Consider the following 18918-nt stretch of genomic DNA (forward strand, 5'->3'; position numbering starts at 1 on the left):
ACGAAAGGTACATTCACCCAACTCAGATGGCAGTTGTGCGGGATTGCCAATAGGGATCGCGGAGCTTGCGTTTGTAGAGCTTGCCATTGGGATCGCGGGGCAACGCCGCTACGTAGTCGATCGATTTCGGCAGCTTGAACTTCGCCAAGCGCTCGGCCGCGAAGGCCATGATGTCAGCAGTCAAGGCGTCATCGGCTACGACGCCGTCGACCGGCTGCACGACCGCTTTGATCTCTTCGCCCCAATCCTCATGGGGCACACCGAATACCGCGACGTCTTCGACGCCGGGATGTACGACCAGCTCGCCTTCGATTTCCGCCGGATAGATATTGACGCCACCCGAGATGATCATGTCCGACTTGCGATCGCACAGGAACAGATAGCCGTCCTCGTCGAGGTAGCCGATGTCACCGAGGGTGAACAGATCGCCGACGCGCGCCTCGCGGGTCTTCTCCGGCGCGTGGTGGTACTCGAACGACGAGCCGCCCATTCGCATGTACACCTGGCCGCGTTCACCGACCGGCAGCTCCGCGCCGTCGTCGCCCAACACCTTGACCACCGAATTCGGCCAGGGCAATCCGACCGATCCCGGCTTCGACAGCCACTGTCCGCCGCTGATCATCGTGCCGCCGCCCTCGGTCGCCGCGTAGTACTCGGTGACAACCGGACCCCACCAGTCGAGCATTCGACGTTTGATCTCCAACGGGCACGGCGCCGCACCGTGAATCATGTTGCGCAGCGACGACACGTCGTAGCTCGATCGGACGTCTTCCGGCAACGCCAACAGCCGATGGAACTGCGTCGGCACCATGTGGCTGTGCGTGACGCGATGCTCCTGGATCAGCCGCAGCATCTCCTCCGGCTCCCAGCGATCCATCAGAACCACCTTGTGCCCCAACTGAATCGAGATTGCCACGAAGTTCAGCACCGCCGTGTGATAGAGCGGGGACCCGCAGATATGCACGTGATCGTCGAACGGCTTCAGACCGAACAGCGCGAAGAATCCGCTCGATGCCAACGGCACGTCGTACGGGTCCGCGCCGGTGAGCGGACGCCGAACTCCCTTGGGCCGCCCCGTCGTTCCCGATGTGTAGAGCATCGGTCCACCGGACGTCCGGACGTCGGGAGCCCCCACCTCGCCTGCACCCAACTCCGACAACGGCCGGAAGCCCTCGATATCCCCGACGCTGAACCTCGCCGACGCAGGTAGCTCCGCCTCGTCCGCAGCCTGGCGCGCCGCGGCCGCGAACTCGGCCCCGGCCACAAAACCTTTGGCCTCACTGTCTTTCAGGATGTACGCGATCTCCGGACCGGTCAGATGCCAATTCACCGCAACGATGTAGAGGCCGGTTTCGAATGCCGCGAAGTAGAACGCGACCAGATCGGCCGAGTTCGGCAACAGCATCACCACCGCATCGCCCGGCCGCAGACCCATCGCCTGCAGGCCACGTCCGTACCGATCCGCGCGAGCCACGAGTTCGCCGTACGTCACCGTCGCACCCGTCGGGTCGACCAGCGCAACCCGATCCGGCTCGTGTGCAGCGATGTTCCACAGGCCTGGCGTTTCGATGTCGCTCACTCTTCGAACTTAGAACGTGTTCTAGCGATCCCGCAAGACCCGACACTTGGGCGAATGTACCTTTCGTTCGTTCTGACCGAACGAAGGGAACGTTCACCCAACGAGGCCGGCAACGGTGCGAACCGCAGCGGCGTCGCGGCACGAGACCAGCAGCATCGTTACACCGGCCGCAGCCCACCCGTCGATCTCCTCGCGCACCCTAGCCTCGTCGCCGATGATCATGGTCTCCGACACCATCTCGGCAGGCACTACGGCGGCCGCCTCCGACTTCTTTCCCTCCTGGAACAGTCGCCCGATCTCCGCCACCTCGGCTTCGTACCCCATCCGCCGATACACCTGCGCGTGAAAGTTGAGCTCCGGTGCACCCATGCCGCCGACGTACAGCGCGATCAGCGGTTTGAGCCGCTCGATCTCGGCGTCGCGGTCGTCGGTGACGATGATCTGACAAGTTGCCGCCACCTCGAAATCGGCCCGACTGCGACGAGCCCCAGCCCGCGCGAACCCTTCGTCGAGCCACTCGTTGTACATCGGCGCAAGCCGCGGCGAGTAGTAGATCGCGAGCCAACCGTCGGCGATCTCCGCAGTCAAAGCCACGTTCTTCGGCCCCTCCGCGCCCAGCCAAATCGGCACGTCGGGACGCAACGGATGGGTGATCGAGTTCAGCGGCTTACCGAGCCCGCTAGCTCCGGGACCGTTGTACGGCAACGGGTAATGCGGTCCGTCGTTGCGAACCGGTTCGGCCCGCGCCAGCACCTGACGCACGATCGACACGTACTCCCGCGTCCGCGCCAGCGGCTTCTCGAACGGCAGGCCGTACCACCCCTCGACCACCTGCGGACCGGACACCCCCAGCCCTAGGATCGCGCGACCGCCGCTCAGGTGATCCAGCGTGAGCGTGTGCATTGCACAGTTGGTCGGCGTTCGCGCGGACAGTTGCGCGACGGACGTGCCGAGGCGAACCTTCGACGTCGACGATCCCCACCACGCCAGCGGCGTGAACGCATCCGATCCCCACGCCTCGGCCGCGAAGATCGCATCGAATCCCGACTCTTCGGCCGCGGCGACCAACTCGCCGACGTTGTCCGGCGGTCCGGCGCCCCAGTATCCGAGTTGCAACCCCAGCTTCATCGCGAGCCTCCACATCGTCGGTGATCACAAGTGCCTCTTGCCACCAGAATAAGAACCTGTTCTACTCGATCAAGTGAGCGTTGGAAACAGCATCGGACACGACGAACCGCCTTTGAGCGCGCCGCTGAATCCGCAATTCGATTACACCAGGTCTGTGGGACCCACCATCGGTGGTTTCCTGACCGCGCTACGTGAACGACGCGTCGTCGGAGCGCGTGGTTCGGATGGACGCGTCTACGTTCCGCCGCCCGAATACGATCCCGTCACCTTCGCGCCACCCACCGACCTGATCGATGTCGCCGACGTCGGCACCGTGCTCACGTGGAGTTGGGTCGCGAAACCGAGCGACGGTCAGCCCCTCGACAAGCCGTTCGCGTTCGCGCTGATCCGGCTCGACGGTGCGGACACCGCACTGCTGCACGCCGTCGACGTCGAAACGTCCGACCGGATGAGCACCGGCATGCGGGTCCACGCACGGTGGGCGCAGCAGCCGACAGGCAGCATCCACGACGTCGTGTGCTTCGATCCCGGCGAGCCCGAGACCTCTACTGTTCCAATGCAATCCGACGAGCCTGCCGTCACCGTCATCACCACGCCGGTACGGCTGGAGTACATGCACACCGCTTCCGACGCAGAGAGCAACTATCTGCGTGCGCTGGCACAGGGCAAGCTGCTCGGCGGGCGAACCGACCCGAACGGCAAGATCTACATTCCGCCGCGCGGCGCCAGTCCGGCCGACGGCAGGCCGACCACCGAGTACGTCGAACTACCCGACCACGGCATCGTCACCACCTTCTGCGTCGTGAACGTTCCGTTCCTCGGTCAACGCATCAAGCCGCCCTACATCGCCGCCTACGTTTTGGTCGACGGCGCCGACATCGCCTTCCTGCACTTGATTCTCGAATGCGATCCGGCGGAGGTGCGAATGGGGATGCGCGTGGAAGCCGTATGGAAACCGCGCGAGCAGTGGGGTTATTCGCTGGAGAACATCGACCACTTCCGGCCGACCGGCGAGCCCGACGCCGACTACGACTCCTACAAGCATCACCTGTAAGGGAGAAAGAATGACCGACATCGCTGTAGTCGGCTTCGCCCACGCCCCCCATGTGCGCGCGACGACCGGCACCACCAACGGCGTCGAGATGCTGGTGCCCTGCTTTCAGCAGCTCTACGACGAACTTGGAATCACCAAGTCCGACATCGGTTTCTGGTGCTCAGGATCGTCCGACTACCTTGCCGGGCGGGCGTTCTCTTTCATCTCCGCTGTCGACGCGATCGGTGCCGTACCGCCGATCAACGAGTCGCACGTCGAGATGGACGCGGCGTGGGCGCTCTACGAAGCGTGGATCAAGATACTCACCGGCGAGGTGGACACCGCGCTGGTGTACGGCTTCGGCAAATCGTCGGCGGGCAACCTGAGCCGCACGCTGGCGATGCAACTGGACCCGTATCTGGTCGGACCGTTGTGGCCGGACTCGCTGTCCATGGCGGGACTGCAAGCCAGGGCAGGCATAGACGCCGGCAAGTGGACCGAGCGCGATATGGCAGCAGTTGCTGCACTGCAACAGAATTCGACTCTCGATGAGCTACTGGATCAGCCGTTCGTCGCCGATCCACTGCGCGCCCACGACTGTGCGCCGATCACCGACGGTGCCGCAGCCATCGTGTTGGCGTCCGGTGATCGCGCGCGAGAGCTACGCGAACGCCCGGCGTGGATCACCGGTATGGAGCACTGCATCGACTCGCCGAATTTCGGTGCCCGCGACCTGACCACGTCACCTTCCACGACAGCCGCCGCACGCACGGCAACCCGGGGCGACACCGCCTTCGACGTCGCCGAACTGCACGCTCCCTTCACCCACCAGCAGCTGATCCTCACCGAAGCGATCGGAATCGGCGGCGACACAACGGTCAATCCGTCGGGTGGACCACTGAAGGGCAACCCGATGTTCTCGGCGGGGCTCGAACGCATCGGCCAATCGGCACGCCGAATCTTCGACGGCAGCGCAGGCCGCGTGCTCGCCCATGCAACGAGCGGTCAACTGCTGCAACAGAACCTGGTTGCCGTCATGGAAGGACGCGACTGATGGCAGAACTGGCCGCGGTGCTCGGCACCGGGCAAACCCACTACGTAGCCAAGCGACACGACGTCTCGATGTCCGGCCTGTGCCGCGAAGCGATCGACGCGGCCATGGCCGACGCCAAGGTCACCTGGGACGACATCGACGCCGTCGTGGTCGGCAAGGCGCCGGACCTGTTCGAGGGCGTCATGATGCCGGAACTGTTCATGGCCGATGCGCTGGGAGCAACCGGCAAGCCGTTGATCCGCGTCCACACAGCGGGGTCGGTGGGCGGCTCCACCGGAATCGTCGCCACCAGCCTGGTGAAGTCCGGCGTACACAAACGAGTGCTGGCGGTGGCGTGGGAGAAGCAGTCCGAATCGAATGCCATGTGGGCACTGTCGATTCCGGTGCCGTTCAACATGCCGGTCGGTGCAGGCGCGGGCGGATACTTCGCGCCCCACATCCGCTCGTACATCCGCCGCTCCGGCGCACCCGAGCACATCGGCGCGATGGTGGCGGTCAAGGACCGCCTCAACGGCAGCCGAAACCCCTACGCGCACTTGCGGCAACCCGACATCACACTCGAATCCGTGCAGGCCTCCCAGATGCTCTGGGACCCGGTCAGATACGACGAGACCTGCCCGTCGTCGGACGGTGCATGCGCAATCGTCATCGGCAACGAGGAAGCCGCGGCAGCTGTCGAGGCCGACGGCAGAAAGGTCGCTTGGATCCACGCCACCGCGATGCGCACAGAGCCGACCACGTTCGCCGGTCGCGATCAGGTGAGTCCACAGGCAGGCAAGGATGCTGCCGCCGCGCTCTGGAAGGCTGCCGGGATCACCGACCCGCTGGCCGAAATCGATGCTGCCGAAATCTACGTCCCGTTCTCGTGGTTCGAGCCGATGTGGCTGGAGAACCTCGGATTCGTCGGCGAAGGTGAGGGCTGGAAGCTCACCGAAGCGGGCGACACCGCACTCGGCGGCCGACTTCCCGTCAACGCCTCCGGTGGCGTGCTGTCGTCCAACCCGATCGGCGCGTCCGGCCTGATCCGATTCGCCGAATCGGCGATGCAGGTGATGGAGCGGGCCGACGGCCACCAGGTGCAGAACGCACGAAAAGCATTCGGTCACGCGTACGGCGGTGGCTCACAGTACTTTTCCATGTGGGTGGTCGGCGCCGATCGACCCGAGCAGACAAGGACCGATAACGGATGAAGTTCACCCTGGGCATCGCCATGAGCCCACTGGACCAGCTGACGGCGCTGGCCAAGACCGCGGAGGAATGCGGCTTCAGCTCGATCGCACTCCCGGATTCGCTGTTCTTCATGGAGACCGCCGCGGAGAAGTACCCGTACACCCCGGACGGCTCCCGCATGTGGAATCAGGACACCCCGTGGGTGGACCCGCTGATCGCCGCGACCGCGATGGCAGCCGTCACCAGTGACATCGAGTTCTACACCAACGTGCTCAAGTTGGGCTCGCGCAATCCGCTGCTGCTGGCCCGACAGGTGGGATCGGTCGCCAATCTGACGGGGAACCGCTTCGGCTTCGGTGTCGGAATCGGCTGGGCACCCGAGGAATTCGAATGGTGCGGTGCACCGTACGAGCGTCGTGGCGCCCGCGTCGACGAGATGATCGAAGTGATCAAGCTGGTACTCGACGGCGGGATGGTCGAATTCCACGGCGAGTTCTTCGATTTCGACAAACTGCAGATGAGTCCGGCGCCGAGCAAAAAGGTTCCGTTCTACGTCGGCGGCCACACCGATCCCGCTCTGCGCCGCGCGGCACGAGTGGGCGACGGCTGGTGCTCGGCGATGATGAAGTTCGCCGATCTGGTCGAGACCAAGAAGAAGCTCGACGACCTACGAGCCGAATACGGTCGCGCCGACGAACCGTTCGAGATGCAGGCGGTATGCATCGACAAGTTCGGCAAGGCGGGCAACGAGGAACTGGCGGCGGCGGGCATCACCGACGTCATCACCGTGCCATGGCTTTTCGACGGCATTCCGTTCGACGGCGACCTTGCTGCCAAACAGGATTCGCTGCGGAAATTCGCGGCGGAGAACATCGCATGAGCAACGACGATCACCCGGCCCGCGTCGCCGGCCGGGCATCGCAGGCAGCTGTGCGCGGCAAGAACAAGGACGCTTGGCTCGATCTGTTCGCCGCCGACGGGTGGGTCGAGGACCCGGTCGGCCCGTCAGGCTACGACCCCGAGGGCAAGGGCCACCACGGCCGTGACGGCATCGGCAAGTTCTGGGACATGAGCATTGCGCACACCGAGTCCATCGACTTCCGGTTTCACGACTCGTTCGCCTGTGGCAACGAAGCCGTGTTCGTCGGGACCATCCGCACGCTCATCGGCGGCGGGCAGATCGACGCCGAGGGTGTGTTCAAGTACCGGGTCGACGACGACGGCAAGATCGTGTCGCTGCGAGCGTTCTGGGAAATCGACCGAGCGATGGCGACCGCGACCAAGGCCTAGCACCGAAAAGGCATAGGCACGAAGAAAAGGCGCCGACGGATTCACATCCGCCGGTGCCTTTCTCGTAACTCAGTGCTTGACAGGGCAGGTCTGATAGTCGACCTGGAACTCCTTGATGCCGTTGAGCCACCCGGACCGCAGCCTGCGCGGCGCTGACACCTTGGTGATGTCGGGCAGATGGTCGGCGATCGCGTTGAAGATCAGGTCGATCTCCAGACGAGCGAGATTGGCGCCCAGGCAGAAATGGGCTCCGGTGCCGCCGAAAGACACGTGCGGGTTCGGGTTTCGCGTGATGTCGAACTGCTTTGGGTTTTCGAAGACGTCCTCGTCGAAATTGGCCGAGCTGTACATCATGACAACGCGGTCGCCCTTCTTGATCTGCTGACCGCCCAGCTCGACGTCTTCGAGGGCGGTGCGCTGGAACGAGGTGACCGGCGTCGCCCAGCGGATGATCTCGTCGGCCGCGGTGGCAGGGCGCTCCTTCTTGTAGAGCTCCCACTGATCCGGGTTGTCGATGAAGGCGGCCATGCCGTGGGTGATGGCATTGCGAGTCGTCTCGTTGCCGGCCACCGCGAGCAAGATGACGAAGAACCCGAACTCCTCGGGCTTCAGTTCGTCGCCGTCGACGTCCGCCGAGATCAGCGTCGTCACGATGTCGTTGGCAGGACACTGCTTTCGGGCCTCGGCCATCTGGTACGCGTAGCCCAAGATCTCCATCGACGCGGTGACCGGATCGACGTCCAACTCGGGATCGTCGTAGGACGTCATCTGATTCGACCAGTCGAAGAGCTTCATCCGATCTTCCTGCGGCACACCGATCAATTCGGCGATGGCCTGCAGCGGCAGCTCGCACGCGACCTGCGCGACGAAGTCGCCCGAGCCGGATTGTGCTGCGTCGGTGACGATCTGCTGCGCGCGCGAGGTGAGCTCTTCTCGAAGGCTGTTGATCGCGCGCGGGGTGAACCCGCGGGAAACCAGCTTCCGGAGCTTCGTGTGTTCCGGCGCGTCCTTGTTGAGCAGGATGACGCGCTGCTGCTCGACGCTCTCGCGCGGGATGTCGTCGTTGAAGCGCGGAATCGCAGTGTTCTCGTGCGTGGAGAACACGTCGCTGCGCGAAACCTCCTTGACGTCAGCGTGTTTGCTGACCACCCAGAAACCATCGTCGTGATAGCCGCCCTTGTCGGGCGACTGCGCATTCCACCACACGGGCGCGGTCTTGCGAAGCTCGGCGTACTCCTCGAAGGGCACGCGCTCCGCATAGATGTCCGGGTCGGTGAAATCGAAACCTTCGGGGATGTTCGGGTGTGCCACCGGTGTCTCCTGCGTGTGCGATTTCGTCACTGCACCACACACGTCGCCGGCTGAATTTCGAACCGACGTGATGTGGAACACGTTCTACCAAACATTGAAGCACAGGTTGCAGAGCGATGGAAGAAGTGCCTGGCTGGCCGCTTGCACACCCCGAGAACGTGTTCTACTTTTGTGTAAAAGCGAGGAAAGGAGCCCCCGTGGGCAATCCTGTCATTGTCGAGGCCGTGCGCACACCGATCGGCAAGCGCGGAGGCTGGCTCGCCGGTCTGCACGCCGCCGAAATCCTCGGTGCCGCACAACGCGGGATCGTCGAGCGGGCGGGCATCGACCCGACGCTCGTCGAGCAGGTGATCGGCGGCTGCGTCACCCAGGCCGGCGAACAGTCCAACAGCATCACCCGCGGCGCGTGGCTGCATGCCGGACTGCCGTGGCAGACGGGGTGCACCACGATCGATTGCCAATGCGGATCGTCGCAGCAGGCGAACCATCTGGTGGCAGGCCTGATCGCCACCGGCGCAATCGACATCGGAATCGCATGCGGTATCGAAGCGATGAGCCGGGTGGGCCTCGGCGCCAACATCGGTCAGAACGTCGGCCGCCCGCGGCCGGACTCGTGGGACATCGACATGCCGAATCAGTTCGAGGCGGCCGAACGGATCGCGCGTCGTCGCGGAATCACCCGTGACGACGTCGACGCCCTCGGCGTTCGTTCGCAGGCACTGGCCAAGCAGGCGTGGGACGAGGGCCGCTTCGATCGCGAAGTTCTCCCTGTCGTCGCACCGGTGGTCGACAAGGAGGGCCACCCGACTGGCGAGAAGTCGGAGGTCACTCGCGACCAAGGCTTGCGTGACACCACCCGAGAGTCGCTGGCGAAACTGAAGCCGGTGCTCGAAGGTGGAATCCACACCGCCGGAACGTCATCGCAGATTTCGGACGGCGCTGCCGCGGTGCTGCTGATGGACGAGGACAAGGCCAATGCACTCGGATTGCGACCCCGAGCGCGAATCGTCAGTCAATGCCTGGTTGGCGGTGAACCCGAGTTTCACCTCGACGGGCCGGTGCAGGCAACGGCCCGACTGTTGGAACGCAGCGGCATGTCGATCGGCGATCTCGACCTGTTCGAGGTCAACGAGGCGTTCGCGTCCGTGATGCTGTCATGGGCGTCGGTGCACAAGCCGGACATGGACAGGGTCAACGTCAATGGCGGCGCCTTGGCTTTGGGACATCCGGTGGGCAGCACGGGTTCTCGGCTGATCACCACGGCCTTGCACGAGCTGGAGCGTCGCGATGGGACTACCGCACTCATCACCATGTGCGCGGGCGGTGCGCTGTCGACGGGCACCATCATCGAGCGCATCTGAGCGTCACATTCCGCGAGTTTCTTCTTCGATGACCTTCGCAACCTCGTGCATCACTTGGATCTGCGTGGGGCCGTCAGTCGTCGGGTGCGTCACGGAGAGACAGACCCAGCCGGGACTGTAGGTGAGTTCGGCGGCGTAGCGACGATCGGCAGGCGAGCGGATGTCGTCGGTGCCCTCCCACTCGTCGAGCACCAGCCGAACCCGTCGGAGCACTCGCGCCCATGCCGCGGCGACCACGGGATCGGGTAGTTCGGGCACGACGTCGTCAGGGGTCGGGATCGATGTGAAGGTCCGGCTGTAAAAGGTGAACTCTTGAATCACTCGATCTGCCGCCTCAGAATCCCGACACCGCGCACACGAGCCACATTGTCGCGACTATGCACACCGCCGCTGTGACCGATGGCAGCCACAGGAGCAGCCTGTTCACTACTTTCACTCGATCCTCCTTGGTGGCGCTCGACACATCTGTTACACCAACGCAATCGAGTACACACCATTAGCTACCTTTCAGCAACCGGTAGAATCGAAACTGTTGCACCTGGGACAACGCGCTATACAGATATGGACCGCCGTCCAGTCCAGCGGTGCCATATCCCGCAAACCGAAATACTCCGCGTCTGCCAAAGGGGTCAAGAACATACCCGAGACTACGAATAGCACCCCAAACGTATGTTTTCAGTTACTCAGTCGCTAATATCGAATATGCGGCGGAGAACACCGAGTCGCACTATCAGCGAAGGGACGTGGACGGCAAACGATGGCTGATTTCGCTGCGCGGCTCAACAAATTGTTCGAAACCGTGCATCCTCCGGGGCGTAAACCACACACCAATGCGGAAGTGGCTGCCGCTCTCACCGACGCTGGGCATCCGATTTCCAAGCCGTATCTTTCACAGTTGCGATCGGGACAGCGGACCAATCCGTCGGACGAGACCGTCGCCGCATTGGCCAAGTTCTTCAAGGTCAAGCCCGACTACTTCTTCAACGACATCTACGCCGCCAAGATCGACCACGATCTCGAGTTGTTGTCGCAGTTGCAGGGCTACGGTCTGCGCCGGTTGTCCAGTCGTGCGTTCGATCTGTCCGAGGACTCCCAGAACCTGCTCACCTCGATGGCCGAGAAGCTCCGCGCGAGCGAGGGTCTGCCCGAGGTTCCCCCGGACGGCACCACCTAGACGGTTCAGCGGCGCGCTGTCGAGTGCGCGCCGCCCTCTTCTCCGTAGGCCTTGGCGATATCGCCTACCCACCGTCGAGTCGAGATCCCTTCGGGCGGCGTGATCCACCGGGTGTCCACAGGGACCGCATTCAGCGGATCGCGCGCCCATCGAGCAACCGCCGAGGCGCGCTGGGCATTATCCGTCGGCAGCTGCAGCGAATGGTCCAGCGCATAGCTGCCGCCACCGGCCTGTAGATACAGCGCATCCATGATGTTGGCGACCTGGTCGGACGAGCGCAGCACGCTGGTCATGTATTTGCCGTCGTCTTCGAGCACCTCGGGAAACCGTTCGGTCATGACCGTGTGCAGGGTGCCGACGCGCCGCAGCAGCAACCGCGCCTTGATGAACGATTCGACCAGGATCCAGATCGCACCCACCGAGATCAGGATGCTCGCAAGCGACCAACCCCAGGTCGGTGCGGCGCGGTGCACGAAGTCGACGCCGTCGGTGATCTCGCGAAAGAACTGCAGCAGCGCGAACAGTGCCACCGCGGCTGTGCCCGCGGTGAAGACTGCGATGCCGCGACCCAACGGTGTCCAATCGAGGTTCTGCACGCCTGTGATCACGACGAAGGTGCAGCCGATCGCCACAACGAGCCAGCCGATCGGCGCATAGAGCAGCGACAGCAGAATGACGACGACGCCGGTCCCGTAGATGAGGTAGGCAGTCTCGCGCAGGCTCTTTCGGGACGTGACCGGCCACGCAGCGGCCGCGATGACCGACGCGGCAGCCGTGAAACAGAGCCACAGGATGAGACCGATGGTGGCAGCCAACTCGACGGGCTCGCGCGGGTAGTGCGCAACGATGCGGTCGATGCTGTCCGCGACGTCGGGAATCGCTACCGTCGACGCGAATGCCACGCACGCGACGGCGATCAGAATCGCGATCCGAATGGTCGTCGCGGGACGCACCAGCACGCGGCCGACGCGAGATCCCGCGGAAATCCAGACTGCCAGCGCAGTCAACCAAAAACTCACCCGAGTGCCTCGTCGTATCGAAGGACCGAGACGCCGGCGCCACGGCTCGTGAACACACGCAGCCGAGCCAGCAGCATGCTCGCGAACGTTTCTGCTTCCCATTCCGCGATCTCGTCGGCGCCGTCGGCCACCTCGAGATACGAACGCTGACTGAGCATGTAGGCGATCAGATCGTCGCTCGCTTCCAGCGTCACATCCTGCGCGATCTGACCGTCGTGGTCGAAGACGATGTGACCCAATTCGTGCGCGAGCGTCCGCTCCCGGTTCGGCAGGCCACTGGCCAGGACGATGATGTCTCGGTCCGGGTAGGTGCGGCGCTGCCCGCAGACACCGGGTCCCAGATCGGCGACGGCCATTTCGATCGGTCGTCCACGTTCGTGCGCGACCGCATCGACGACTTGCTCGAGCGTCACCGAATCGGTGTCGGCAGCGAGCCCGCAGACGACGTCCACGGCTGCCGCGACGCGTCGATACGACCTGGTAGTCCGAGGTGCTTCCCTGTCCGTCATCGCGTCATCACTTCGGCCCGAATATCTGGTCTTTGGATTTGGCGACCCGTGCCAACACGAGAGCGGCGCTGACGAAGCTCAGGACAGCGGCAATCGTGCCGGACAACGCGAGCCCGGCCACTCCGCCGAGCACCCCTGCCAAGTTGGGCAGAGGCGCGACCGCGTTCACGGGCTTGACCGCCGGTGGCGGTGGCGGCGGCGGTGGCGGAGGGGGCGGCGGCGCTGGTGGTGGCGGTGGTGGCGGGGGCGGGGGTGGTTCGGACGCAGGCTGCGGTTCCGGCGTCGGCTCGACGACCGGTTCGGGCACGAAGACCGGCGGAGGTGGCGGCACGGTCGTGGTCGGCGGAGGGGGCGGCGGCGTGGTCTCGAGCAGCAGCGGTAGCGGTGGCGGTGGCGGCGCACCCGGAGGGGTCGGCGGCAACACGATCACCGGAGCAGGTAGCGGCGGAAGATCAGGAATGCTGGGGATGGTCGGCGGCCACAACTGACTGTCGTGTGACCAGCCGTCATGCCAATCCGGGACCTGCGGGATCGTCCGGTCGCCGGACGGTCCAGGAACACTGGGTATGCCGAGATTTCCCGGTACGTCCGAATCAAGGCCGAACCCCTGCGGGAGGGGCGCTTGGGGAATCGTGGGGACGTAGGGACTTCCGGGGAGCGCACTCGCCGCACCCGACGACAACAGGGTGATCCCGGCTGCGATTCCCACGCTTGCAGCAATGCGTACCGCGCGGCCATCGCCCATCGCCAGCCCCTCTTCCTGGTGCAATCCGCCTACGAATTCAACGGTCGTTCGCCTGCGAAACCCACGACTTCTTCCGATATGTCGGACGCCACAGCCGAATAGATGATAGCGACCGGATCACTGGATAGGGAATCTGGAACGGTCGCCTGTCTGATCCCGCAGCCCATCGAATGCCCGCGAACAGGCCGATTACGGCGCGAAACCTCGCGATAACCAGATGTTTGCCGATTTGTCGCGAACTGGACGGTACGTTATCAGCTCGCGCCGTAGACAGGCACGGGAGGCTCCGATGACGCAATCAGCTTTTCGATCACGGACCCGAGTTCGGCCGGCTCCCATCGCGCGCCGTTGTCGACCACATCGCCGTGTCGCCAACCGTCGGCGAGGGACACCTTGCCGCCCTCTACTTCGAAGACGCGCCCCGTCACGTCACGCGACTGCGTACTCCCCAACCACACGACGAGCGGTGAGACGTTCTCGGGTGCCATCGCGTCGAAACCCACGTCCGGCTTGGCCATCGACTCCGCGAACGCACCCTCGGTCATGCGAGTTCGGGCAGCGGGCGCGATGGCGTTCACCGTCACGCCGTAGCGACCGAATTCGGCCGCCGCGTTGATCGTCAGCGCTGCGATACCGGCCTTCGCCGCCGCATAATTTCCCTGCCCGATACTGCCCTGCAGACCGGCGCCGGAGCTGGTGTTGACGATGCGTCCGTCCACCGGCCTGCCCGCCTTCGACTCAGCTCGCCAAAATCCGATCGCGTGCCGCAGCGGCGCAAAGTGCCCTTTCAGGTGCACGCGGATCACCGCGTCCCATTCCTCTTCACCCAGGTTCGCCAGCATCCGATCACGAAGAAAGCCTGCGTTGTTCACCAAGACGTCGAGGCCACCGAAGCTCTCGACCGCTGTTGCGATGAGCCGCTGCGCGCCGTCCCAGTCGGCAACGTCGTCGCCGTTGATCACGGCCTCTCCCCCGGCTGCGACGATCTCGTCGACCACCAGTTGCGCAGGGTCGGTTGCCGATCCGGCACCATCGAGACCTGCACCCAGATCGTTGACGACCACCTTGGCGCCCTCCGCTGCGAATGCGAGTGCGTGCGCACGCCCGATTCCCCTTCCCGCACCGGTAATCACAACGACGCGTCCAGCACACAATCCACTCACAGGTTGCTCCTCGATCCTCGACATCTTCACTGTTCTACGTACTCGACACTTGCGCCGTCGACGCGGCGAGAAAGGCGGGCCGCTCACCGCCACCGTGGACCGTCAGCGTGCTCCCGCTGACGTACGAGGCAAGCGGAGAAGCCAGGAATGCTGCGCAATTGCCGACGTCCTCCGGCGTCGCCATCCGTTGCAGTGGAACGGTGTGCGCAACGGCGGCAAGGCCGTCGTCTCCGCCGTAATGTAGATCGCTCGATTCGGTGCGGACCAACCCGACGACGATCGAATTGACGCGCACCTTCGGAGCCCATTCCACAGCCAAACTCGACGCAAGACTGTCGATACCGGCTTTGGCTGCGCCGTAGGCGGCGGTACCCGGCGACGGCCTGCCACCGCTGACGCTCGAGATCATCACGATCGACCCACCGGTGTCCTGTGTTTGCATGACTGAGTTGGCCCTCTGCGACACCGCCAGCGGAGCAAGGAGATTCAACCCGACGATCTTCGCGTGAAAGTTCGCGCTCGCGTCCGCGGCCAGGGCAAACGGTGCACCGCCTGCGTTGTTGACCAGAGTGTCGAGCCGACCGTGCCGCTCGACGATCGTTTCGACAAGAACTCGCACGGCCTCCGGGTCACGCACATCGCACGATTCGAACTCGATCGATGCACCGTCGAGCGCCACGGGCCGATCGGGTGGGCGGCGCGCACACGCGACTACGGTCGCGCCCGCCCGCAGGAACGTTCGGCTGATGCCTGCGCCAACTCCACGAACGCCGCCGGTCACCAGCACCACTGTGCCGTCCAAAGCAAGGTCGATGCTCACCGTGCTAACGTACCAAGCAATCGCTTGGTTTGGCGACCGGGTCTCGTTCGTCGCCGCGCTCCCACCGTTAGGAACCCCGATGCCAATCACCTCCTCGTCCGACGGTCCGGGCGTCGCAGTCGTGACGATCGACTACCCGCCCGTCAACGCATTCCCTGCGCAGGGCTGGTTCGAACTCGCCGATGCCGTCCGCTCGGCGGGCCGTGACCAGTCGAACCGCACGGTGGTCGTTCGCGCCGAGAACCGCGGCTTCTGCGCCGGCGTGGACATCAAGGAAATCCAGCGAAACCCCGGCCACCAAAACCTGATCGACCACAACCGCGGCTGTGCCGAAGTGTTCTCGGCGGTATACGACTGTCAGGTTCCGGTGATCAGTGCAGTGCACGGTTTCTGCCTAGGCGGAGGTATCGGAATCGCAGGCAATTCCGATGTCGTGATCGCGTCCGACGACGCAACGTTCGGGCTACCCGAGGTCGACCGCGGGGCCCTCGGAGCCGCGACACACCTGGCCCGCCTCGTCCCACAGCACCTCATGCGAGCACTGTTCTTCACCGCGTCGACGATCACGGCACAGCAGTTGCATCACCACGGATCGGTGTATCGCGTGGTGCCTCGCGACGAGTTGGACGATGCGGCCCTGGAGGTGGCGCGCGACATCGCTGCGAAGGACGGCCGGGTACTCCGCGCGGCCAAGGAAGCACTCAACGGCATCGACCTGCAGAACGTGCACCGCAGTTACCGATACGAACAGGGCTTCACCTTCGAGCTGAACCTGTCCGGCGCGTCCGACGAGATCCGCGACCGGTTCGAAGACGACTTGGCGAAACAACGCGCAGACGCGCAGAAGAAGGGCTGATCGTATGCGGGACAAGCGAATGTCGCTCGACGACGTGGTCGGCGAACTGCGCAGCGGAATGACGATCGGCATCGGCGGCTGGGGTTCGCGGCGCAAGCCGATGGCTCTGGTCCGCGCGTTGTTGCGCTCCGATGTCACCGATCTGACGGTGGTGACCTACGGCGGCCCGGACCTTGGATTGCTTTGTTCCGCAGGCAAAGTCCGCAAGGCCTACTACGGATTCGTCTCGCTCGATTCCGTACCGTTCTACGATCCGTGGTTCGCCAAGGCGCGCACCTCGGGTTCGATCGAGGCCCGCGAAATGGACGAGGGCATGGTGAAATGCGGACTGGAGGCCGCGGCCGCCCGTCTCCCGTTCCTGCCGATTCGCGCCGGACTCGGCAGCGACGTGCAGGCGTTCTGGGGCGACGAACTGAAAACGGTGACGTCGCCGTACCCGGATGAATCCGGCGCCGCCGAGACGCTGATCGCGATGCCTGCACTGAATCTCGATGCGGCACTGGTGCACATGAACATCGGTGACGCACACGGCAACGCCGCGTACACGGGTGTCGATCCCTACTTCGACGATCTCTACTGCATGGCCGCCGAGAAGCGGTACGTGAGCGTGGAGCGAATCGTCGAGACCGAAGAGTTGGTGAAATCGGTTCCACTGCAGTCGTTGCTGTTGAACAGGCTGATGGTCGACGGAGTGGTCGAAGCTCCCAACGGCGCGCACTTCACGCTTGCCGGTGACAGCTACGGCCGCGACGACAAGTTCCAACGGCACTACGCCGAGGCGGCGAAGACGCCCGAAGGCTGGCAACAGTTCGTCGACACCTACCTGTCCGGCACCGAGGACGACTACCAGGCAGCCGTACGCGCGTTCGCCGAGGAGCAGGCATGACGACAGCAGTGGACTACACCCGGGCCGAAATCTGCGCCATCGCATGCGCGGAAATCTTCGAGGGTGCAGGCGAGATCATGGCAAGCCCGATGGCACCGCTGCCGACGATCGGGGCACGGCTGGCGCGGCTCACCACCGAGCCCGATCTCCTCATCACCGACGGCGAGGCGCTGATCTTCGCCGATACCCCCGCCCTCGGCGCGAAGGGTCCGATCGAGGGCTGGATGCCGTTTCGCAAGGTGTTCGACGTGGTTGCATCCGGCCGTCGCCATGTGGTGATGGGCGCCAACCAGATCGATCGGCACGGCAACCAGAATCTCTCCGCCTTCGGGCCGCTGCAGCGCCCGACTCGTCAAATGTTCGGTGTCCGTGGTGCTCCCGGCAACACGATGAACCATGCCACCAGCTATTGGGTGCCGCGCCACTCGTCGCGAGTGTTCTGCGACTCTGTCGACGTGGTGTCCGGCGTCGGCTACGACAAGGTCGATGCGGCCAACCCGGCCTACAAATATCTGAACGTGCACCGCATCGTTTCCAACCTCGGGGTATTCGATTTCGGCGGACCGGACCACACGTTCCGTGCGTTGTCGCTGCATCCCGGTGTGACCGCCGAGGAAGTTGCCGAGAACACGTCGTTCGAGGTCGCCGGACTCGGCGAGGCCGGGACCACCCGCACGCCGAATGTCGAAGAGCTGCGCCTGATTCGGGAGGTCATCGATCCTCGTGGCGCCCGCGATCGCGAGGTGCAGGGATGACAGCGCTGCGCACGGCGTTCACCGAGTTGGTGGACGTAGAGCACCCGATCGTGCAGACCGGGATGGGCTGGGTTGCCGGGCCGCGGCTGGTGGCGGGCACCGCCAATGCCGGCGGCCTCGGCATCCTGGCGTCGGCAACGATGACCTACGAAGAGCTCGGGGTCGCGGTCGCGAAAACCAAGACGCTCACCGACAAACCGTTCGGCGTGAACATCCGTGCCGACGCGACCGATGCCCTGCAGCGGATCGAACTACTCATCCGCGAGAACGTGCGGGTCGCATCGTTCGCCTTGGCACCGAAGCAGGAACTGATCGAGAAGCTCAAAGCCGCAGGGGTCGTGGTGATTCCGTCGATCGGTGCGGCCAAACACGCCAAGAAGGTCGCGGCGTGGGGCGCGGACGCGGTGATCGTGCAGGGCGGCGAAGGCGGCGGTCACACCGGTCCGGTCGCGACCACACTGTTGCTGCCGTCGGTATTGGACGCCGTCGATATTCCTGTCGTTGCGGCGGGCGGGTTCTACGACGGACGCGGACTCGCCGCCGCGCTGGCCTATGGGGCTGCCGGCGTCGCGATGGGTACCCGCTTTCTGCTGACGCAGGAATCCACCGTCCCGGATGCCGTCAAGCGGGAGTACCTGCAACGCGGCCTGCAGGACACGACGGTCTCGCGCAAGGTCGACGGCATGCCGCACCGAGTGCTCAACACCGAATTGGTGAACAAGCTCGAGCATTCCGGAAACGCGCGCGGACTTGTTGCGGCGGTGCGCAATGCCGCAAAGTTCAAGTCGATGACCGGCATGAAATGGTCCACCATGGCGAAAGACGGCGCGGCCATGCGCAAGTCGGGCGATCGGACGTGGCAGCAGATCATCATGGCCGCCAACACACCGATGCTTCTCAAAGCCGGCCTGGTGGAGGGCAATACCCAAGCGGGCGTGCTGGCGTCGGGTCAGGTGGTCGGCTTGCTCGACGATCTGCCGACCTGCCGTGAGCTCATCGATGGCATCGTGGCGCAGGCCATCGCACAGATCGACGCGCTCGCCACATTGCGTGGCGCACAATAGG

20 protein-coding genes are annotated in these 18918 nt (G+C 64.4%); 11 read left to right on the forward strand and 9 right to left on the reverse strand.

Going from position 1 to position 18918, the window contains the following annotated elements; translation table 11 throughout:
• Positions 1-22: 22 nt before the first annotated feature.
• Together FOY51_RS16340 and FOY51_RS16345 are read right to left on the reverse strand one after the other, a co-directional pair.
• Positions 23-1570, reverse strand: a complete 1548-nt coding sequence (locus tag FOY51_RS16340; protein ID WP_149431452.1) for an acyl-CoA synthetase — start codon at positions 1568-1570, stop codon at positions 23-25.
• A 102-nt stretch (positions 1571-1672) separates the two neighbouring features.
• The gene (locus FOY51_RS16345) at positions 1673-2707 is read right to left on the reverse strand and encodes an LLM class F420-dependent oxidoreductase (RefSeq protein WP_149431316.1); all 1035 of its coding nucleotides are present in this window, start codon (positions 2705-2707) and stop codon (positions 1673-1675) included.
• A 73-nt stretch (positions 2708-2780) separates the two neighbouring features.
• Here FOY51_RS16345 and FOY51_RS16350 point away from each other — a divergent pair, with 73 nt between their 5' ends.
• From FOY51_RS16350 to FOY51_RS16370, 5 genes are read left to right on the forward strand one after another with little or no spacing between them, the layout of a single operon-like run.
• Positions 2781-3761, forward strand: a complete 981-nt coding sequence (locus FOY51_RS16350; RefSeq protein ID WP_149431317.1) for a Zn-ribbon domain-containing OB-fold protein — start codon at positions 2781-2783, stop codon at positions 3759-3761.
• A gap of 10 nt (positions 3762-3771) precedes the next feature.
• Positions 3772-4794, forward strand: coding sequence for a thiolase family protein (locus tag FOY51_RS16355; RefSeq protein WP_149431318.1), 1023 nt, complete (start codon positions 3772-3774; stop codon positions 4792-4794).
• The gene (locus FOY51_RS16360; RefSeq protein ID WP_149431453.1) at positions 4791-5984 is read left to right on the forward strand and encodes a thiolase family protein; all 1194 of its coding nucleotides are present in this window, start codon (positions 4791-4793) and stop codon (positions 5982-5984) included. Before FOY51_RS16355 ends, FOY51_RS16360 begins: the two co-directional genes overlap by 4 nt.
• Positions 5981-6844, forward strand: a complete 864-nt coding sequence (locus FOY51_RS16365; protein WP_149431319.1) for a TIGR03619 family F420-dependent LLM class oxidoreductase — start codon at positions 5981-5983, stop codon at positions 6842-6844. The genes FOY51_RS16360 and FOY51_RS16365 overlap by 4 nt, the downstream gene beginning before the upstream one ends.
• Entirely contained in the window at positions 6841-7254 is a 414-nt protein-coding gene (locus FOY51_RS16370) for a nuclear transport factor 2 family protein (protein ID WP_149431320.1), read from the forward strand. Before FOY51_RS16365 ends, FOY51_RS16370 begins: the two co-directional genes overlap by 4 nt.
• Before the next feature lie 69 nt (positions 7255-7323).
• Here the strand turns inward: FOY51_RS16370 and FOY51_RS16375 are convergent, their stop codons facing one another.
• A complete protein-coding gene (locus FOY51_RS16375) occupies positions 7324-8565 on the reverse strand; it encodes a cytochrome P450 (RefSeq protein ID WP_149431454.1) in 1242 nt (413 codons plus the stop codon).
• Positions 8566-8762: 197 nt separating this feature from the next.
• On the opposite strand from FOY51_RS16375, the gene FOY51_RS16380 reads away from it, so the two are divergent.
• Positions 8763-9926: a steroid 3-ketoacyl-CoA thiolase gene (locus FOY51_RS16380; RefSeq protein WP_149431321.1), complete on the forward strand. Its 1164-nt coding sequence runs from the start codon at positions 8763-8765 to the stop codon at positions 9924-9926.
• A 3-nt stretch (positions 9927-9929) separates the two neighbouring features.
• On the opposite strand, the gene FOY51_RS16385 is transcribed toward FOY51_RS16380, so the two are convergent.
• Positions 9930-10247 carry a hypothetical protein gene (locus FOY51_RS16385; protein WP_149431322.1) on the reverse strand — a complete coding sequence of 106 codons (318 nt, stop codon included), beginning with the start codon at positions 10245-10247 and terminating at the stop codon, positions 9930-9932.
• A 436-nt stretch (positions 10248-10683) separates the two neighbouring features.
• Here FOY51_RS16385 and FOY51_RS16390 point away from each other — a divergent pair, with 436 nt between their 5' ends.
• Positions 10684-11100: a helix-turn-helix domain-containing protein gene (locus FOY51_RS16390; protein ID WP_149431323.1), complete on the forward strand. Its 417-nt coding sequence runs from the start codon at positions 10684-10686 to the stop codon at positions 11098-11100.
• Between the two features lie 5 nt (positions 11101-11105).
• Here FOY51_RS16390 and FOY51_RS16395 read toward each other — a convergent pair whose 3' ends face one another.
• The 5 genes from FOY51_RS16395 to FOY51_RS16415 all read right to left on the reverse strand — a co-directional run bounded on the left by FOY51_RS16395 (position 11106) and on the right by FOY51_RS16415 (position 15350).
• The gene (locus FOY51_RS16395) at positions 11106-12119 is read right to left on the reverse strand and encodes a hypothetical protein (protein WP_149431324.1); all 1014 of its coding nucleotides are present in this window, start codon (positions 12117-12119) and stop codon (positions 11106-11108) included.
• Positions 12116-12628 carry an ImmA/IrrE family metallo-endopeptidase gene (locus FOY51_RS16400; protein ID WP_149431325.1) on the reverse strand — a complete coding sequence of 171 codons (513 nt, stop codon included), beginning with the start codon at positions 12626-12628 and terminating at the stop codon, positions 12116-12118. The genes FOY51_RS16395 and FOY51_RS16400 overlap by 4 nt, the downstream gene beginning before the upstream one ends.
• A gap of 7 nt (positions 12629-12635) precedes the next feature.
• Positions 12636-13373: a hypothetical protein gene (locus FOY51_RS27255; protein ID WP_187776357.1), complete on the reverse strand. Its 738-nt coding sequence runs from the start codon at positions 13371-13373 to the stop codon at positions 12636-12638.
• Positions 13374-13627: 254 nt separating this feature from the next.
• Positions 13628-14536, reverse strand: coding sequence for an SDR family oxidoreductase (locus tag FOY51_RS16410; RefSeq protein ID WP_149431326.1), 909 nt, complete (start codon positions 14534-14536; stop codon positions 13628-13630).
• A 34-nt stretch (positions 14537-14570) separates the two neighbouring features.
• The gene (locus tag FOY51_RS16415; protein WP_149431455.1) at positions 14571-15350 is read right to left on the reverse strand and encodes an SDR family oxidoreductase; all 780 of its coding nucleotides are present in this window, start codon (positions 15348-15350) and stop codon (positions 14571-14573) included.
• An 85-nt stretch (positions 15351-15435) separates the two neighbouring features.
• Here FOY51_RS16415 and FOY51_RS16420 point away from each other — a divergent pair, with 85 nt between their 5' ends.
• The 4 genes from FOY51_RS16420 to ipdC are packed head-to-tail and all read left to right on the forward strand — an operon-like array spanning position 15436 to position 18917.
• Positions 15436-16212 carry an enoyl-CoA hydratase family protein gene (locus tag FOY51_RS16420; protein ID WP_149431327.1) on the forward strand — a complete coding sequence of 259 codons (777 nt, stop codon included), beginning with the start codon at positions 15436-15438 and terminating at the stop codon, positions 16210-16212.
• Positions 16213-16216: 4 nt separating this feature from the next.
• Entirely contained in the window at positions 16217-17098 is an 882-nt protein-coding gene (ipdA, locus tag FOY51_RS16425; RefSeq protein WP_149431328.1) for a cholesterol ring-cleaving hydrolase subunit IpdA, read from the forward strand.
• Entirely contained in the window at positions 17095-17853 is a 759-nt protein-coding gene (locus tag FOY51_RS16430) for a CoA-transferase subunit beta (RefSeq protein WP_149431329.1), read from the forward strand. The genes ipdA and FOY51_RS16430 overlap by 4 nt, the downstream gene beginning before the upstream one ends.
• Positions 17850-18917 (forward strand): (3aS,4S,5R,7aS)-5-hydroxy-7a-methyl-1-oxo-octahydro-1H-indene-4-carboxyl-CoA dehydrogenase, encoded by a 1068-nt coding sequence (gene ipdC, locus FOY51_RS16435; RefSeq protein WP_149431330.1) that lies wholly within the window; start codon positions 17850-17852, stop codon positions 18915-18917. The genes FOY51_RS16430 and ipdC overlap by 4 nt, the downstream gene beginning before the upstream one ends.
• Position 18918 lies beyond the last annotated feature (1 nt).

The sequence above is a fragment of the Antrihabitans cavernicola genome (assembly GCF_008297975.1).
In the GTDB taxonomy this organism is placed as follows: domain Bacteria; phylum Actinomycetota; class Actinomycetes; order Mycobacteriales; family Mycobacteriaceae; genus Antrihabitans; species Antrihabitans cavernicola.

Bases quoted from the DNA above. Each gene is read 5' to 3' on its own strand.
- FOY51_RS16370 (WP_149431320.1), top strand. From the start codon at position 6,841: ATGAGCAACGACGATCACCCGGCCCGCGTCGCCGGCCGGGCATCGCAG.
- FOY51_RS16365 (WP_149431319.1), top strand. From the start codon at position 5,981: ATGAAGTTCACCCTGGGCATCGCCATGAGCCCACTGGACCAGCTGACG.
- FOY51_RS16420 (WP_149431327.1), top strand. From the start codon at position 15,436: ATGCCAATCACCTCCTCGTCCGACGGTCCGGGCGTCGCAGTCGTGACG.
- FOY51_RS16400 (WP_149431325.1), bottom strand. From the start codon at position 12,628: ATGACGGACAGGGAAGCACCTCGGACTACCAGGTCGTATCGACGCGTC.
- FOY51_RS16390 (WP_149431323.1), top strand. From the start codon at position 10,684: ATGGCTGATTTCGCTGCGCGGCTCAACAAATTGTTCGAAACCGTGCAT.
- FOY51_RS16345 (WP_149431316.1), bottom strand. From the start codon at position 2,707: ATGAAGCTGGGGTTGCAACTCGGATACTGGGGCGCCGGACCGCCGGAC.
- ipdA (WP_149431328.1), top strand. From the start codon at position 16,217: ATGCGGGACAAGCGAATGTCGCTCGACGACGTGGTCGGCGAACTGCGC.
- ipdC (WP_149431330.1), top strand. From the start codon at position 17,850: ATGACAGCGCTGCGCACGGCGTTCACCGAGTTGGTGGACGTAGAGCAC.
- FOY51_RS27255 (WP_187776357.1), bottom strand. From the start codon at position 13,373: ATGGGCGATGGCCGCGCGGTACGCATTGCTGCAAGCGTGGGAATCGCA.
- FOY51_RS16430 (WP_149431329.1), top strand. From the start codon at position 17,095: ATGACGACAGCAGTGGACTACACCCGGGCCGAAATCTGCGCCATCGCA.
- FOY51_RS16355 (WP_149431318.1), top strand. From the start codon at position 3,772: ATGACCGACATCGCTGTAGTCGGCTTCGCCCACGCCCCCCATGTGCGC.